Raw genomic sequence first — 14,763 nt, forward strand, 5'->3', positions numbered from 1 at the left:
TAGCAGATTTTAAAGTTCAAAATTTCACAAAGTATGTTTTAAACGAAAGGGGAACGATCGTATGGAATGCATTGTACACTTTCAGGTGATTTATCCGCAACCTCAGGAACGTAAAAGTCTTAGAGGACTTATATTTGTAGGGCAAGGTCAGGAACCGGCTAACAGTCAGTTAAGCAGCATGTTTAAGGATATGGGATTTAATGTACGTTTGGAAGATGAGGCACAATTGTTGTTCAAGCCAGTGGATGCTTCGGCAAACTTTGAATATATTCGTGTGACAGAACTTGATACTGGGGAAGAAGTTTACAAAGAAGATAAGGATCTGAAGTCGATTCTGGAGCATTTGCTGCCACGCCGTTTCTAGTTCATGAGCATGGCTGCAAATGACATTCATGGGGGAGCACGTGTAACACATGTATGTTAGGCACAAAAAAAGGCCCCACCTTTACGGTGGAACCTTCAACCCTTTAAGCTACGCAACCATTGTTAATGAAGCCCATATGGCTAGCTTTTCATACATAAACCCTAGCAAGTAAGAGGTTGTCCCCCGCATCAGGATTTATATCCGTAATTCAACTCGGTGCGTCTTTATACGTTCATTGTGATTATGCTAGAGCGCCGGTTCCTTCTGCTTCCAGTTCTGAAGTACAGTGCGAGCAGCGGGTAGCCGCGGCTGGAATTTCCGATAGGCAATACTTGCAAGCCTTGGTCGTTTTTTGCGGCTCGGGCTTTTTGTGTTCTTTGCTTTTGAGATAGTTGATGCCCTTCACAAGCATGAAGATACAGAACGCAACGATAAGAAAATCAATCATGACGTTGATGAACTGACCATAAGCAATCACGGTAGCCCCAGCTTCGTTGGCTTGAGCGAGGGTGGTGATTTCCTGTCCGTTTGCTGTTTTCATGTCTCTATCCAGGTTGATGATTTTCTGACTGAAGTCAATTCCACCCAGCAGTTTTCCAACTGGAGGCATGATGATATCATTCACAAGGGACGTGACGATTTTACCAAAAGCAGCCCCAATAATGACACCGACCGCCAGATCGATGACGTTGCCGCGGACGGCAAATTCCTTGAATTCTTTAAGTACGCCTTTCATGTTTGCATATCTCCTTTGATCATTCGATTCAAAATATAGGTCGCGTTTCCATCCATTCTCCGTTCAGATCCGCGCTTCCGTTCTCATATTGTACATAAAAAACAGATTCCAATCACCCCCTGTTTGCAAATTAAGACAAGTTTCCGCAACTTCCATGAAAATACTTCTTTATTTCACGCCGTCGATTCGGTATACTTCTAACATTGTCAGTTATGTTTAACCTTTTACATTCAGGTTCGCGATCATACATTGTAACGAATCATGGAGCCAAAAAATTAAATATGCCGTTACTCGTATATGTGCAGGAATAGGCCTGCATGTCTCTACCTGATCACCGGAATGATCGGACTACGGGAAAGATGTTGCAATGTTTTGTATGGTTGGCATGAGATTATTCTCAGGCAGTTTGACTCAAGAGCAGGTTCAAGTGGTTTTTATCTGTTTCTGATTACACTGTTTAGAGTTTCTCACAACAGGATTGAACTCCTGTCATTCTGTCCATCCAGAACACTTGCAGCATCCATACGGCTTGTCCATATACGTACAAGTCCGTCTTTCCCGTCTCCGGTTATTCCGCAGCGTGTGAAAAGGCGGGCTTTTTGCTTTTTTACCATGAGACTGGAGGGGTATGTGGGTTTCTGTGCGGAGGGCATTCAGGGGGAAGAATTACAATGCAATTGTTAAAAGACAAGGTAAGACAGGAAGGTATCGTCCTGTCCGAGCAAGTACTCAAAGTGGATTCGTTCCTGAACCACCAGATGGACCCGGTTCTGATGAAGGAAGTAGGTAAAGAATTCATTCGCCGCTTTGAAGGTGAGAATATCACACGTGTCCTGACAATTGAGTCGTCAGGGATCGCACCAGGCATCATGACTGCGTTGGAGTTGAACGTGCCGCTGATCTTTGCACGGAAGCAGAAGTCCCTTACACTGACGGAAGACATTCTGGTGGAGAAGGTCTACTCCTTCACGAAGCAGGAGACCAATGAAATTACCGTTGCCAAGAAGTTCATGAAGCCTGGTGATCGCGTGCTGATCATTGATGATTTTCTGGCGAATGGTGAAGCAGCATTTGGTCTGGCTCGCATTGTGGAGCAGGTTGGAGCCGAAGTGGTGGGTATCGGTATTGTTATTGAAAAAGCATTCCAGCCGGGAGGTCGCTTGTTGAAAGAAGCAGGATACCGTGTGGAATCGCTGGTTCGCATCGGGGCACTGTCGGATGGACAGGTTACATTTGCGGACGAGGAGGGCACGAACTAATATGGCACGCGAACGTATTTTTCAACGGCATCGGCATCCAATCAAAACGTTCTCCCTCGGACTACAGCATGTGCTTGCTATGTATGCAGGAGCCGTCGTTGTCCCATTGATCGTTAGTAACGCATTGGGTTTTACACAGGAACAACTAACCTATCTCATTGCCATTGACTTGCTCGCATGTGGTGTGGCTACACTGCTTCAGGTATGGGGAAATAAATATTTCGGCGTAGGGCTGCCTGTCATGCTCGGTTGTGCATTCCAGGCCGTGTCTCCGATGATCCTAATCGGGATGAACAGTGGAGTATCTGCCATTTACGGAGCAATTATTGCCTCAGGGCTGTTCGTATTAATCTTCTCCGGAATCTTTGGGAAGCTTATTCGGCTCTTTCCACCAGTGGTTACGGGTTCGGTGGTTACGATCATCGGTTTAACCTTGATTCCCGTTGCTTTCCACGATCTGGGCGGCGGTCAGGGATCAGAAGATTTCGGCAGCGGAGTTAATCTCATGCTCGGTTTCGGCGTGCTGCTCTTTATCATTTTAATGACTCGATTCACTACAGGTTTTATCCGTTCCATCTCAGTATTGATTGGTCTACTCGTAGGTACGATTGCGGCAGGGTTTATGGGCGAGGTTAATTTTGCTCCTATTCGCGATGCAAGTTGGTTCCACGTTGTTCAGCCGTTTTACTTCGGCAGACCGACATTTGAGATTGTACCGATCCTGACGATGATTCTGGTGGCGATTGTCAGCGTGGCCGAGTCCACAGGTGTATTTATGGCTCTGGGCAAAATCCTGGACAAGGACCTGTCGTCCAAGGATCTGGCGCGCGGTTATCGCGCAGAGGGTCTAGCCATTGTGTTAGGTGGTATTTTCAACTCGTTCCCGTATACAACGTATTCGCAAAATGTAGGGCTGGTACAGATGACACGTGTGAAGACACGTGATGTCATTGTGGTGGCTGGTGGAATCCTGGTGGTCATTGGATTTGTACCAAAAATTGCAGCCCTCGCACAGCTCGTTCCAGGGGCAGTACTTGGCGGAGCCATGGTGGCCTTGTTTGGCATGGTGGTATCATCAGGCATTCGAATTATCGGCAGTCAGGTCGATCTGAACCGACATGAGAATCTGTTTGTCATTGCTTGTTCTGTAGGTATGGGGCTTGGGGTTACCGTTGTACCTGAGTTGTTCGCAGGTGCACCGGCCTGGGCTCAGATTATGCTCGGTAATGGTATCATTGCAGGTAGTTTCACGGCGATCTTCATGAACCTGCTGTTCAACGGTCTGGGTACCAAGGAAACAGCCGCCAAGATGGCTGAACAACAGGCAGATGCCATCCTTGGAGAGGCGGGCAAGTCAGCTTAATTAACCGAATTAGGCCAGGCTTATCATCCAGCAGGATTGTTATGTTAACTGTTATAAATAGACGATTCACAAGATAAATAATGAATCAGGTTAATCATGGTGATATACAGCATGAATGGTTTATGACATACATCGTTTATGCTATGAATATTCAATCCCATGAACAAATGAAAGAGACACTTTTAGATGCGAAACACCGAAGATACAGACTCAGCAGAGTCGTGTTTTCGGTGTTTTTTTGCTTTGTTTATCATCAGCATAGCGTCCAATGTGCTGCTGTACAGGAACAATACAGGAACAAGACCTTATGCCGGATGTAAGAAGTTATTCACCTAATTCGATGGCAAGCCATGTTGTATGAAGGATAGACTGTTATCATGCATGGGGATATACACCAAAGAGATAAGCGATCCAATCGCTTTTTGATTACATAACAATAATTTCACTGGGAGGAACGATGAATTATCAACCTGTATTAAAACAAGATAGAATGAAGTTTCTGGATTTGTTTCGAGGGTTTTCCTTGATAGGCCTACCATTCGTAAATGTATTGGCATTGTGGGTTATGTTGAAGCCGGATACTCGTGTAGATTTTTGGATCCAACGAGCATTATATTTTTTGGTGGAGGCACGTTTTTACGATATCTTCTGTTTTTTATTTGGCCTTGGATTTTATCTTTTTCTAAGCCGGTCAGCTGCCAAAGGTCAAACCAAGCTGTTTCTCTATATCCGCAGGATGCTTATTTTATTAGCGCTGGGATATATTCATCAACAGTATCAGTCTGGAGAAGCTTTATTTCTTTATGCCATCATAGGGCTGGTTGTCATTCCGTTATATTGGGCACCTCGAACTGTGAATTTGGTGATCGGTGTGGTGGGATTTATTGCAGCCGCCGCGATAGGTGTCAAAATGCTAACGATTCCTTTTTTAATTATACTGGGATTGTCAGCAGGTCAATATCAACTGATGGAGAAGATCCAGAAAGGACTTCCGTATCTGGGCAGAATCTGGTTCATTTCATTCATCGCTTCTACGGTGGGGATCGGTATCATGTGGTGGGTTGCTCCTCCGGATGCGATGAGTCCGTTTCTATACGAAGTGATTGGTGCGAGCCTGCCTGTTGCTGAGCAAGCCAATATGGATGCTGCTTTTCGATTAGAACATATCGGTGTGGCAATTGGTCCGGTGGTATCCATCTTTTATCTAAGTACATTACTGAGATTGAACCAGAACATGACCTTTTCCAAAATATTAAGTCCCCTGCATGCATTCGGACGAATGGCCCTGACCAATTATATTGCACAGACCATCATTTTGTTAGTGGTATACCAACTCATATTTGCAGATGCTGCTGTATCGTATATGGTGTCTACCCTTGTGTGCATTGGTATGGTTATTTTACAAGTCATCGCCAGTAATCTGTGGATGCGCTGGTACCAGTATGGGCCGCTGGAATGGGTATGGAGATGTGGTACCTATCTAAGTTTCATTCCGATCCGTAAAAAGTATTCTGAGCCATGTGTTCATGATACAAGGGCTAGAGGTTGACTCGTTTCCCTCGTTATAATCAAAGACGATCCACATCCGGTTGAACGGAAACGGATCGTCTTTTCTTTTTGGAACGCGTATACCTTTTGTTTGAAATTACAGATGACGCAGCTGTTTTTCTGCAAAATCGCCAACCCACGGCAGTTTTAGCCATTTCCCCTGCAGGCTGGTAACGACCATAATAAGCCAGACCACTACACCAAGCAGGGATAACAGCGATGCCACCAGTGGTCCGAACAACGGAAGGAAAGCCGATAATACATGCCCGACCATAATGATGCCAAAGACCGTTACAGATTGCAGTGCATGAAATAACACGAACCGGCTCCGCTTCTCCACAGCGAGAAAGACAATCCCACCTACAAAGGTAAACAGATAACAAAGCATGCCGGCAATATTTTCATCCAGACCGCTAGACGATTTCATGGGGGACATCCGGTCCAGCCTCCTTTGACCTTTTTAACTAGGTTATGAGAGAGATGGACAGAACTGAACCGATGAATTTATTTGCCTGTGAACGGATGGGAATGCAACACATAGGAAAAAGCAAACAGGGGCAGAACAAGCCATTGTACAGCCTGCTCTGCCCCTGTTATCGTTTACGATTAAACGTTAATTTTAACGAAATCGTTATCCGCCCTCGATCTGTCTGCGAGGGTTTGTAATCTTGCCCATTTTATCGGTGTCGTTTTCTTTGGGAACCAACCGCTCATCGGTTCGTCCTTCGTGATGATTATCATAGGCATATTCGGTCAGTTTCCATTCCGACTTGCCAAGAACGGGATCGGCCGGGAAATGTTGCCCCCGGTGCAGATGTTCCTCACGTCCGGCTTCATTGATGTAAACTCCGTCTACTTCCACCTTTTCATGCGAAAGGGGCAGCATATCTTGTTCTTTGCGGTCCATGAGACGACGCCTCCTTTGGATACCAATAATTTAACTGTATGGGTTGTCCGTGATAATATCCCCCGAATAGTTCGGTGTTATGCTGGATATATTAATTCCGTATAGAATGGTGGCAATCTTAACATATGATTCGGAATTAAACTTTTTGGGCATGAAAACCGTTATATTTATTAGAGGAAATCGTCAAGTCGTAAGATACTTCCGAATATGCTACAATAAGATTATGATTCATTCCGAATCATATCGGGTATTTATAGTGTCAGGTACTTGCTTTCTAGCGAGGTTCCCGACCTAAAGCTTGCTTTAAGCCGCGCACACAACTTCATGGATGGCATTTAAGACTTATTCGGCATTCTCTAAACGGAGCATTCACTTTCAACGTTTTGGGAGGGAATTACAATGGCAACGAAAGGTCACAATGAGGTCAAAGAAAGTTTGAGGGAAATGACTCGGATTTTCCGTCCTAAAGATCCAAAAAAATTCGTGAAGGAGTACGTGAGAAAATACCGGATTACGGGTGGATACGAGGAAGAATTGACTTCTGTGGTTGAGCATGAGCTTGTCAAGATGGATTCTTCCGTGTCCTGAAACAACACACAACTCTGATTATACTGTTCCGATAATGAATAGAACCGTCTCCCGGGCGATAAGCTCCGGCAGGCGGTTTTTTTTGCGTTCCTGCTGCATATATATGGGAGTACACCTACAGCGGGAAGGATGAATGCATGTGGACCCTATATTGAAAACCAAAGAAGAGATTGGCTACATGCGGGAAGCTGGACGAATTTTGCGAAGTTGTCACCAGCATATTGAGCAGTGGATGATACCAGGTATCACGACAGCAGAGATTAATGAGAGGGTGGAAGAGTTTCTGGCAGCACGAGGAGCCACACCGGAGCAAAAAGGATATAAAGGATATCCGTACGCGACGTGTGCCTCTGTTAATGAAGTGGTCTGCCACGGATTTCCGGGGGAAGAGGAGCTGGCGAGCGGGGATGTAGTGACCATCGATATGGTGGTGAACAAAGACGGCTGGCTTGCTGACTCGGCCTGGACATATGGAATTGGTGAAACAAGCAGATCCATTCGCAAGCTGATGAGACGCACGGAGAAGGCACTTGAGCGGGCGATTGCCCAGGCAGTCCCAGGGAATACACTCGGAGATATTGGAAGTGCCATTGAACGAACAGCCAGATTGTATCGGTACGGAATTGTGAAGCCTCTCATTGGTCATGGGATTGGTCAATATATTCATGAACCTCCAAATGTTCTGCCTTATGGCAAACGCAGAACGGGCACGATGCTCACCGAGGGTATGGTTATTACGATTGAACCGATTTTTACAAAAGGCAGTTCCGGGGCCGTTGTGTGGGATGAAGATGGATGGACTGTAAGGACGGTAGATGGCAGCTGGGGGGTCCAGTATGAGCATACAGTTGCGATTACTGGGAATGGCCCCTTGATTCTGACCGATGGCACGTGAGATGAAGTTTAGTGAAGAAGAGGACTTGAGTTGAACTTTCTCCGAAATGCTCCATGCTGTTTTGAGCTTGAAAATAGCGGTATGGAGCGATAGGCATGTCTTCTGAATGGATATGGAAGAGGTTTTCCATAAATTCTGATCTTTCTTTTGCATAATAGCACATGTTTTCAATGTGAGAAAAATCACCAATAAATCGAGTTTTATCACCGAAATTTGGCAAAAATTTTCAAATGTAGAGTGTAATACTTTTAACTGAAATCGTTTGCAAATCAAGTTGTAGAGCGGTTTTTTACATAAAGTGAACAATTTGTGAACATGTGTCCAAAGATTGACAAAATCATACCCTCAACTTATATTTAATAAGTGATTGAAGCATATAGAATGAATTGGAAGAATGCGCAGACATGCCCTGAGCAGGAAATCACGGGAGTACTGGAAGCGTTATTTTTGTAAGCGTTCTGTATGATGAAGAGGATTATGCGTATCGTGCTGAAACGTACCTTTTGTTGCCTTTCTACCGAACGACAACGGTAATCTACGAAAACGTAAAAAAGTGGGGTAGATCAATGATGAAACAGTGGCAGGTTGCAAAGCGAATTCTCCCCTTGCTGGCGGTGTTCTCTTTGCTGCTATCCGCATGCGGGCGGGAAGACTTGTCGGTAATGAAACCTCAGGGTCCTGTAGCGCAAGGCCAATATGATCTGATGAAGTTATCCATCGCGATTATGATCGTGGTGCTCATCATTGTATTTGCTATAGCGGCCTATGTTCTGATCCGGTTTCGTAGACGAGCCGGGCAGACTGAGATGCCCGAACAGGTTGAAGGTAATTTCAAGCTGGAAGTAATCTGGACAGCCATTCCGTTATTGCTGGTTATTGTTCTGGCAGTACCGACGGTCCAAACGATTTTTGCCCAAGGCGAAGATCTGTCCAATGACAAAAACGCACTTAAGGTCCAAGTCACCTCGCATCAGTACTGGTGGGAATTCACTTATCCTCAATATGACGTAACCACCGCTCAAGATCTCATCATCCCGACCGGAACAAAAATCGCATTCGAATTAAAAACCGCTGACGTGCTTCACTCCTTCTGGGTGCCGTCACTTGCGGGCAAAATGGACACAAACCCGGATGGAACACTTAACAAGTTCAGTTTCTCTGCACCGAATGAAGGCGTTTACCGCGGTAAATGTGCCGAATTATGTGGCAGATCGCATGCTTTCATGGAGTTTAAGGTAAAAGCAGTGAGTCAGGAATCCTTTGACAGATGGGTGAACCAGATGAAAGCACCTGCAGTCCTTCCTGAAGACACTCAATTGGCTGAAAAGTTCAAAACAAACTGCCTTTCTTGCCACGCTGTTGGTGACCAAGGTGGACCGGTTGCACCTAACCTGACGGGAATCGGCGGCAAGGAATCTGTCGCAGGCATTTTGCTGAATTCTCGCGAGGGACAGGAAGAAGGTAGTCCGGTACTGGATAACATGAAAGAATGGCTCCATGATCCACAATCCGTGAAGCCGGGCAATACCATGCCGAATCCCAAAGATCTTGGGTTGACGGATGAAGAAATCGACGGAATTGCCGAATATCTGGCCAACTACAAATTGGACTATGAATAGAACAGCAAGGACGAAGAAGGGGGTACACAACCTTGGCTCATGCGCATAGCGTCAAGAGGTACAGGGGCTTGATGGATTGGATCACCACCGTCGATCACAAAAAAATCGCCATTCTCTATTTGGTTGCGGGTGGATTTTTCTTCGGAATCGGCGGCATTGAAGCCATTTTGATTCGAATTCAACTGATGAAGCCTATGAATAATTTTGTATCGGCACAGGTCTTCAACGAATTGATTACAATGCATGGAACAACGATGATTTTCCTTGGTGTCATGCCACTTATTTTTGCCATTATGAATGCTGTCGTGCCTTTGCAGATCGGGGCACGGGACGTTGCTTTCCCGTTTCTTAACGCGCTTGGTTTCTGGACATTCCTGTTTGGTGGATTGTTGCTGAACCTGAGCTGGGTTATGGGCGGAGCACCGGATGCGGGCTGGACCTCATATACGCCGCTTTCGGGCAGTGAGTACAGTGGAACGCATGGTGTGGATTTCTACACCATCGGCCTTCAGATCGCGGGTCTGGGAACGCTCATCGGGGGCATTAACTTTCTCGCAACGATTATTACAATGCGTGCTCCAGGCATGTCCTACATGCGGATGCCGATGTTTACATGGACGACATTTATTACATCTGCCATTATCCTTTTTGCTTTTCCTGCCATCACGGTAGGGCTTGTACTTTTGACGTTTGACCGTATACTGGGAGCGAATTTCTTCGATGTCGCAGGTGGCGGTAACCCCGTACTCTGGCAACACATCTTCTGGATCTTCGGGCACCCGGAAGTATACATTCTGATTTTGCCGGCATTTGGTATTATCTCGGAGGTTATTCCGACCTTCTCGCGTAAACGGTTGTTTGGATACAGCTCCATGGTATTTGCTACCATCCTGATTGCCTTCCTGGGCTTCATGGTATGGGCGCATCACATGTTTACAACAGGTCTGGGTAATGTAGCCAACGCGCTTTTCTCCATCTCCACGATGTTGATTGCCGTACCTACCGGGATCAAAATCTTTAACTGGCTCTTTACGATGTGGGGTGGACAGATCCGCTTTACAGCGGCAAACCTGTTTGCTGTTGGATTTGTCCCAACCTTCGTAATGGGTGGTGTTACTGGCGTTATGCTGGCATCTGCTCCGGCAGACTTCCAGTTCCATGATACGTACTTTGTTGTAGCCCACTTCCACTACGTTATTGTAGGGGGACTCGTACTTGGATTGTTCTCGGGACTGCATTACTGGTGGCCGAAGATGTTCGGACGTATTCTCAGCGAAACACTGGGCAAATGGACGTTCTGGACATTTATGATCGGTTTCCAATTAACGTTCTTTGTACAGCATTTCCTCGGTCTGATGGGGATGCAGCGCCGGATCGTTACATATTTGCCGAATCAGGACTTTGACCTGCTCAATCTGGTCAGCTCCGTCGGTGCGTTTCTAATGGGTGTTGGGGTTATCATGTTCCTCGTGAATATCGTGATCACAACGAGAAAACCAGCTGGCGCGCCAAACGATCCGTGGGAAGACGGCCGTACACTGGAATGGTCTATTCCATCTCCGCCGCCGGAATATAACTTCAAGCAGACGCCGCTGGTACGCGGAATTGATGCATATTGGAAGGAAAAAATGGCAGGACATACGGAGATGACACCGGCAGAACCTGTAGGTTCGATTCATATGCCTTCAGCAACACCGTTGCCATTTGTGATGTCAGTAGGTATCTTTATCGCCGGACTTGGCTTGATGTTCAGCAAGGACGAATTTGGTAATGCATTTATGAATGTCATTTTTAACAATTATATTGTAGTTATTATCGGTCTCGTAATCACATTTGGCGCAATGGCACTTCGTTCACTTTATGATGATCATGGCTGGCATATTGAACCGGAGGATCAGGATGAGAAGGGGGCTAGAACATGACAACCTCACATGCCGAACCGGTGAACGACAAATTGCCGCATGAACCGGAGAAAGCAACGCTGGAAGGCCGTAACAAACTTATCGCCTTCTGGTTGTTCCTTGGCGGCGAGACGGTACTGTTCGGTACACTCTTTGCTACCTTCCTGGCTCTTCGTGGCCAAACCAATGATGGACCTACGGCGAATGAACTGTTCCACCTGCCACTTGTAGCCGCTGCAACGTTCATTCTCCTGGTCAGTAGTTTGACGAGTGTATTTGCGATTCAGGCCATGCATAAGGGCAAGCGAGATGCACTGGCGTTGTGGCTTGGCATCACGGTAGTGCTGGGTATGGGATTTCTCGCACTGGAAATTTACGAGTTCTACGAGTATGTGAAACATAAAGAGTTTGGCATGACCACGAGTGCATTCAGTTCAGCATTCTATACACTGGTCGGGTTCCACGGAGCCCACGTTGCTTTTGGTATTGTGTGGATCGGAATCATTATCGGTCAGCTGTTCAAAAAAGGATTGACGGTCGTAACCGCACCTAAAGTATACGTCTCCGCAATGTACTGGCACTTTATCGACGTGGTCTGGGTGTTCATCTTTACGGTCGTGTACCTGCTCGGAAAGGTGGGGTAGCACATGTCGGCACAGGATAAGACAGATCAACAGCCTGTGAAACACCGTCACCGGACGGAAGGGCCACAGAAACACGTCGTGGTGTTTATCTTCTCCATTATTCTTACGCTGATTGCGTTTGCGGCTGCTTCTGCCGGAGGGGTCAACACAACCTTTATCATTATTATTTTGCTCGTCATGGCTATTCTTCAAGTATTCGTTCAATTGGGTTATTGGATGCACTTGAAGGACAAAGGGCACTTGATGCCGATTCTGTTCATGGCCTTTGGCTTTTTTGTAGCCTTTACGTGCATCATTATGGCACTCTATTGGGTCTGGTGGTAAAAGAGATGGCGGCGGCGCAATGCCGCCGTCTTTTCCCCTTTTTGGCGAATGAATCTTCACAAAGAAATGAAGGCAACAACCAAATCAGGTCACGGGGAGGTTTCCCGTATGCTCGGGTTGCAATATTTTAGCTTCAACGACTTATGGAGTCCGCTTATATTGGCTTTATTTCTGATCATTGCTGCGGCTTATCTGGTACTTGTGGGACCGTTAAGCGAGCAAATAAAGGATGCAGAGCCTGCGACTGCTGCACAGAAAATCATGTTTATTACAGGGCTGTTTGTCCTGTATCTGGCTCAAGCTGGGCCGTTTAATCTACTTGGTCATGTAATGTTTAGCTTCCACATGGTGAGCATGGCGTTCTCCTATCTGGTAGCCCCGCCGCTGATGATGAAAGGTTTGCCGATTTGGGTATGGCGCAGAATCGTGCGCTGGTTGCCTACACGCCAGCTATCTTTCCTGGCTCATCCGATCGTTGCGGCAGTGCTCTTTAACGGGCTGTTCTCGTTATATCACCTACCGATTGTACATGATTACGTCATGCTGAATTTTACCGTTCACCGGTTGTATTATATTGCATTGTTCATCACCTCGATGCTCATGTGGTGGACATTGCTGAATCCGTTGCCAGAAGGCAGACAAGCATCGGGGTTATCCAAGATTGGTTTTATTTTTCTGAATATGGTACTGCTCACGCCTGCGTGTGGATTGATTATTTTTGCGTCCGAGCCGTTGTATCAGACGTACAGCAACCCGGCAGTATGGGCTGAAGCCATGCGGTATTGTGTGTCAGGAGATTCTACGGCGTTACTTCGCTCATTCGGTGGGCCTGCGTTCTTCAACTTCCTGTCTTCCGCGAAGGAAGATCAGCAGGTCGGTGGCATTGTAATGAAGTTTATTCAGGAAGGAATCTTTGCCTCCATGCTGGCTTATGTCTTTTTCCAATGGTATCGGAAAGAGAAGCAGGAAGATGATGATGATTCGTATCCTGCAGGGGGCGCAGGGGGGCCACTCAATCCGGCTGCCAAATAATGAAGTAATGTTCTGACAAGAGGGGGAACACACGATGGATATGTATTTTTGGCTACCAACGATCAGTACTTCTTTCATTGTGATTAGTGCAGTACTGGTGGGGATTGGATGGGTACTGATTATTCGGGGTAAACGTGAGGCTCATCAGTCCGCCATGGTAGCAGGTGCGATTGCAGCTCTAATCTTCTTTGTGATCTATATGTCTCGTACAGTGTTCGTGGGCAATACAGCTTGGGGCGGGGACCCGGATCTGGAGATTTTTTATCGGATATTTCTGATCTTTCATATTATCCTCGCTACCGTAGCAGCGATATTCGGCATCTCCACACTGGTCCTGGGGTTCAAAAAGAAGTTCGGAACACATCGCCGCTGGGGCAAGTTCACGTCCATGATCTGGTTCGGATCAGCGCTAACAGGTGTTGTCGTGTATGTTCTTCTATATCTCTTATATCCTGGTGGTCATACACGTCCGGTATGGGAAGTTATCCTCGGCGTATAAAAGTATAGATATAACCTCCGGCTACTTGGGCGTGTGTCACTATGACCTTCTGAAACTATGAAAATAGACGAATCTAGTAGACGATTCGTCCACGCTCCCTCTCTCATTCATTCATAGAATGAGTTTGAGAGGGGGAAAGTAAATGAAAAAAACAGTCAATGTCAGTCAAACGTATCCACGTCTCACGGTGTATTCTGAAGAGAACTACAGAGGGAGAAGCCGCATTTATCGTGGCAACACGGGGCTCCGCAACCTGGACAATATTTTGGATGGGGTGGAGAGCCTACGCTTTTTCTCAACAAGTTCGAATGCAACGCTGGTTGTGTTTACGCGTCCTAACTTTCAAGGTGGATTCCGTGTCTTCCGTGGCAACACCAACTTGAGAGATTTGGATGATCTGATCCGTGGCAATGATGTGGAATCCCTGATCTCCACCAATCAACGGTTAACGCTGGCTCAGATTCGCGCAATCCGCAGGGATCGCAGTCTGCCTAGTGGCTACAACCTCGTTTAATCGTAAGGCCTCTTCTGTAAACAGGTGCTAGAGAACGGCAAAGGGCTGTATCCGAATTGTGTTTACACAATAACGGGTACAGCCCTTCTTTTGTGCTTGGGGAATTTCGTTTATTCCCCTAATCCCCGCCGCCCCCACTGTCTCCGCCGCCACTATCCCCACCACTGTCACTGCTGCTACCACTATCGCTGTTGTGATGAGAATGTGTGTCTGATGAAGAATCCGACTCATGATGTTTGTGATCCGGTGTGTGTCTGGAATGTCGATCATAGGAGTCATCTCCTGTAATGACCGGATATCCCGAAGCAGAGTCGGTATAACCGTTGTTACGACGGATGCGGTGTCTCCCTTTTTTGGCAGAATGACGGTGAGGCTCATCCCGGAGGACCAACCATATTACGACGATAAGGAAAAGGAGGACAAAACCGATCTCTACCAGCCAATCCATAGCTGTAACCTTCCTTTCTTTGATTCATTACTATAATTTATTTTAACGTAAATCCGTACTGTGTCCCATCCCGTCTTCCTGATTCAGGAAAAATAGGGGTTGACGGGATGAGATTTCAGTCT

General features: G+C 46.5%; 17 protein-coding genes and 1 riboswitch. Of the genes, 13 read left to right on the plus strand and 4 right to left on the minus strand.

Features of this window, described 5'->3' with window-relative positions; genetic code table 11:
- Window positions 1-61: 61 nt before the first annotated feature.
- A complete protein-coding gene (locus MHI12_RS03065) occupies window positions 62-364 on the plus strand; it encodes a hypothetical protein (protein ID WP_017690846.1) in 303 nt (100 codons plus the stop codon).
- 241 nt (window positions 365-605) lie between these two features.
- Here the strand turns inward: MHI12_RS03065 and mscL are convergent, their stop codons facing one another.
- Window positions 606-1,100 carry a large conductance mechanosensitive channel protein MscL gene (mscL, locus tag MHI12_RS03070; RefSeq protein ID WP_249913043.1) on the minus strand — a complete coding sequence of 165 codons (495 nt, stop codon included), beginning with the start codon at window positions 1,098-1,100 and terminating at the stop codon, window positions 606-608.
- A 271-nt stretch (window positions 1,101-1,371) separates the two neighbouring features.
- Window positions 1,372-1,471: riboswitch (purine riboswitch) on the plus strand.
- Window positions 1,472-1,771: 300 nt separating this feature from the next.
- Here mscL and MHI12_RS03075 point away from each other — a divergent pair.
- The 3 genes from MHI12_RS03075 (at window position 1,772) to MHI12_RS03085 (ending at window position 5,271) form a co-directional block, all read left to right on the plus strand.
- Window positions 1,772-2,359 carry a xanthine phosphoribosyltransferase gene (locus MHI12_RS03075; RefSeq protein WP_036613196.1) on the plus strand — a complete coding sequence of 196 codons (588 nt, stop codon included), beginning with the start codon at window positions 1,772-1,774 and terminating at the stop codon, window positions 2,357-2,359.
- A gap of 1 nt (window position 2,360) precedes the next feature.
- A complete protein-coding gene (locus tag MHI12_RS03080; protein ID WP_405171496.1) occupies window positions 2,361-3,722 on the plus strand; it encodes a nucleobase:cation symporter-2 family protein in 1,362 nt (453 codons plus the stop codon).
- 457 nt (window positions 3,723-4,179) lie between these two features.
- Window positions 4,180-5,271: a DUF418 domain-containing protein gene (locus MHI12_RS03085; protein WP_405171497.1), complete on the plus strand. Its 1,092-nt coding sequence runs from the start codon at window positions 4,180-4,182 to the stop codon at window positions 5,269-5,271.
- A 96-nt stretch (window positions 5,272-5,367) separates the two neighbouring features.
- Here the strand turns inward: MHI12_RS03085 and MHI12_RS03090 are convergent, their stop codons facing one another.
- Window positions 5,368-5,706, minus strand: coding sequence for a DUF4870 domain-containing protein (locus MHI12_RS03090; protein ID WP_047840268.1), 339 nt, complete (start codon window positions 5,704-5,706; stop codon window positions 5,368-5,370).
- Window positions 5,707-5,901: 195 nt separating this feature from the next.
- Entirely contained in the window at window positions 5,902-6,177 is a 276-nt protein-coding gene (locus MHI12_RS03095; RefSeq protein ID WP_036613189.1) for a hypothetical protein, read from the minus strand.
- A 399-nt stretch (window positions 6,178-6,576) separates the two neighbouring features.
- Between MHI12_RS03095 and MHI12_RS03100 the strand changes: the two genes are divergently transcribed.
- The 9 genes from MHI12_RS03100 to MHI12_RS03140 all read left to right on the plus strand — a co-directional run bounded on the left by MHI12_RS03100 (window position 6,577) and on the right by MHI12_RS03140 (window position 14,193).
- Window positions 6,577-6,765 carry a hypothetical protein gene (locus MHI12_RS03100; RefSeq protein WP_017690840.1) on the plus strand — a complete coding sequence of 63 codons (189 nt, stop codon included), beginning with the start codon at window positions 6,577-6,579 and terminating at the stop codon, window positions 6,763-6,765.
- Window positions 6,766-6,898: 133 nt separating this feature from the next.
- Window positions 6,899-7,660, plus strand: a complete 762-nt coding sequence (gene map, locus MHI12_RS03105) for a type I methionyl aminopeptidase (protein ID WP_091038334.1) — start codon at window positions 6,899-6,901, stop codon at window positions 7,658-7,660.
- A 566-nt stretch (window positions 7,661-8,226) separates the two neighbouring features.
- Entirely contained in the window at window positions 8,227-9,279 is a 1,053-nt protein-coding gene (gene coxB / locus MHI12_RS03110) for a cytochrome c oxidase subunit II (RefSeq protein WP_047840266.1), read from the plus strand.
- A gap of 71 nt (window positions 9,280-9,350) precedes the next feature.
- On the plus strand, window positions 9,351-11,201 hold the full coding sequence (ctaD, locus tag MHI12_RS03115) for a cytochrome c oxidase subunit I (RefSeq protein WP_405172924.1): 1,851 nt from the start codon (window positions 9,351-9,353) through the stop codon (window positions 11,199-11,201).
- Window positions 11,198-11,824, plus strand: coding sequence for a cytochrome c oxidase subunit 3 (locus MHI12_RS03120; RefSeq protein WP_047840264.1), 627 nt, complete (start codon window positions 11,198-11,200; stop codon window positions 11,822-11,824). Before ctaD ends, MHI12_RS03120 begins: the two co-directional genes overlap by 4 nt.
- A 3-nt stretch (window positions 11,825-11,827) precedes the next feature.
- Window positions 11,828-12,148 (plus strand): cytochrome C oxidase subunit IV family protein, encoded by a 321-nt coding sequence (locus MHI12_RS03125; protein ID WP_036613178.1) that lies wholly within the window; start codon window positions 11,828-11,830, stop codon window positions 12,146-12,148.
- Between the two features lie 108 nt (window positions 12,149-12,256).
- The gene (gene ctaG / locus MHI12_RS03130) at window positions 12,257-13,180 is read left to right on the plus strand and encodes a cytochrome c oxidase assembly factor CtaG (RefSeq protein ID WP_076254695.1); all 924 of its coding nucleotides are present in this window, start codon (window positions 12,257-12,259) and stop codon (window positions 13,178-13,180) included.
- 34 nt (window positions 13,181-13,214) lie between these two features.
- Entirely contained in the window at window positions 13,215-13,679 is a 465-nt protein-coding gene (locus MHI12_RS03135) for a DUF420 domain-containing protein (RefSeq protein ID WP_036613174.1), read from the plus strand.
- 142 nt (window positions 13,680-13,821) lie between these two features.
- A complete protein-coding gene (locus MHI12_RS03140) occupies window positions 13,822-14,193 on the plus strand; it encodes a hypothetical protein (RefSeq protein ID WP_036613171.1) in 372 nt (123 codons plus the stop codon).
- Between the two features lie 118 nt (window positions 14,194-14,311).
- Here the strand turns inward: MHI12_RS03140 and MHI12_RS03145 are convergent, their stop codons facing one another.
- Window positions 14,312-14,641, minus strand: a complete 330-nt coding sequence (locus MHI12_RS03145) for a hypothetical protein (protein WP_091038343.1) — start codon at window positions 14,639-14,641, stop codon at window positions 14,312-14,314.
- Between the last annotated feature and the right edge of the window lie 122 nt (window positions 14,642-14,763).

The organism is Paenibacillus sp. FSL H8-0280 (genome assembly GCF_045040665.1).
Taxonomy (GTDB): Bacteria; Bacillota; Bacilli; order Paenibacillales; family Paenibacillaceae; genus Paenibacillus; species Paenibacillus xylanexedens_A.

Excerpts from the sequence above, each read along its gene's own strand:
- MHI12_RS03065 (WP_017690846.1), top strand. The coding sequence starts at position 62 with ATGGAATGCATTGTACACTTTCAGGTGATTTATCCGCAACCTCAGGAA.
- mscL (WP_249913043.1), bottom strand. The coding sequence starts at position 1,100 with ATGAAAGGCGTACTTAAAGAATTCAAGGAATTTGCCGTCCGCGGCAAC.
- MHI12_RS03075 (WP_036613196.1), top strand. The coding sequence starts at position 1,772 with ATGCAATTGTTAAAAGACAAGGTAAGACAGGAAGGTATCGTCCTGTCC.
- MHI12_RS03080 (WP_405171496.1), top strand. The coding sequence starts at position 2,361 with ATGGCACGCGAACGTATTTTTCAACGGCATCGGCATCCAATCAAAACG.
- MHI12_RS03085 (WP_405171497.1), top strand. The coding sequence starts at position 4,180 with ATGAATTATCAACCTGTATTAAAACAAGATAGAATGAAGTTTCTGGAT.
- MHI12_RS03090 (WP_047840268.1), bottom strand. The coding sequence starts at position 5,706 with ATGTCCCCCATGAAATCGTCTAGCGGTCTGGATGAAAATATTGCCGGC.
- MHI12_RS03095 (WP_036613189.1), bottom strand. The coding sequence starts at position 6,177 with ATGGACCGCAAAGAACAAGATATGCTGCCCCTTTCGCATGAAAAGGTG.
- MHI12_RS03100 (WP_017690840.1), top strand. The coding sequence starts at position 6,577 with ATGGCAACGAAAGGTCACAATGAGGTCAAAGAAAGTTTGAGGGAAATG.
- map (WP_091038334.1), top strand. The coding sequence starts at position 6,899 with ATGCATGTGGACCCTATATTGAAAACCAAAGAAGAGATTGGCTACATG.
- coxB (WP_047840266.1), top strand. The coding sequence starts at position 8,227 with ATGATGAAACAGTGGCAGGTTGCAAAGCGAATTCTCCCCTTGCTGGCG.
- ctaD (WP_405172924.1), top strand. The coding sequence starts at position 9,351 with ATGGATTGGATCACCACCGTCGATCACAAAAAAATCGCCATTCTCTAT.
- MHI12_RS03120 (WP_047840264.1), top strand. The coding sequence starts at position 11,198 with ATGACAACCTCACATGCCGAACCGGTGAACGACAAATTGCCGCATGAA.
- MHI12_RS03125 (WP_036613178.1), top strand. The coding sequence starts at position 11,828 with ATGTCGGCACAGGATAAGACAGATCAACAGCCTGTGAAACACCGTCAC.
- ctaG (WP_076254695.1), top strand. The coding sequence starts at position 12,257 with ATGCTCGGGTTGCAATATTTTAGCTTCAACGACTTATGGAGTCCGCTT.
- MHI12_RS03135 (WP_036613174.1), top strand. The coding sequence starts at position 13,215 with ATGGATATGTATTTTTGGCTACCAACGATCAGTACTTCTTTCATTGTG.
- MHI12_RS03140 (WP_036613171.1), top strand. The coding sequence starts at position 13,822 with ATGAAAAAAACAGTCAATGTCAGTCAAACGTATCCACGTCTCACGGTG.
- MHI12_RS03145 (WP_091038343.1), bottom strand. The coding sequence starts at position 14,641 with ATGGATTGGCTGGTAGAGATCGGTTTTGTCCTCCTTTTCCTTATCGTC.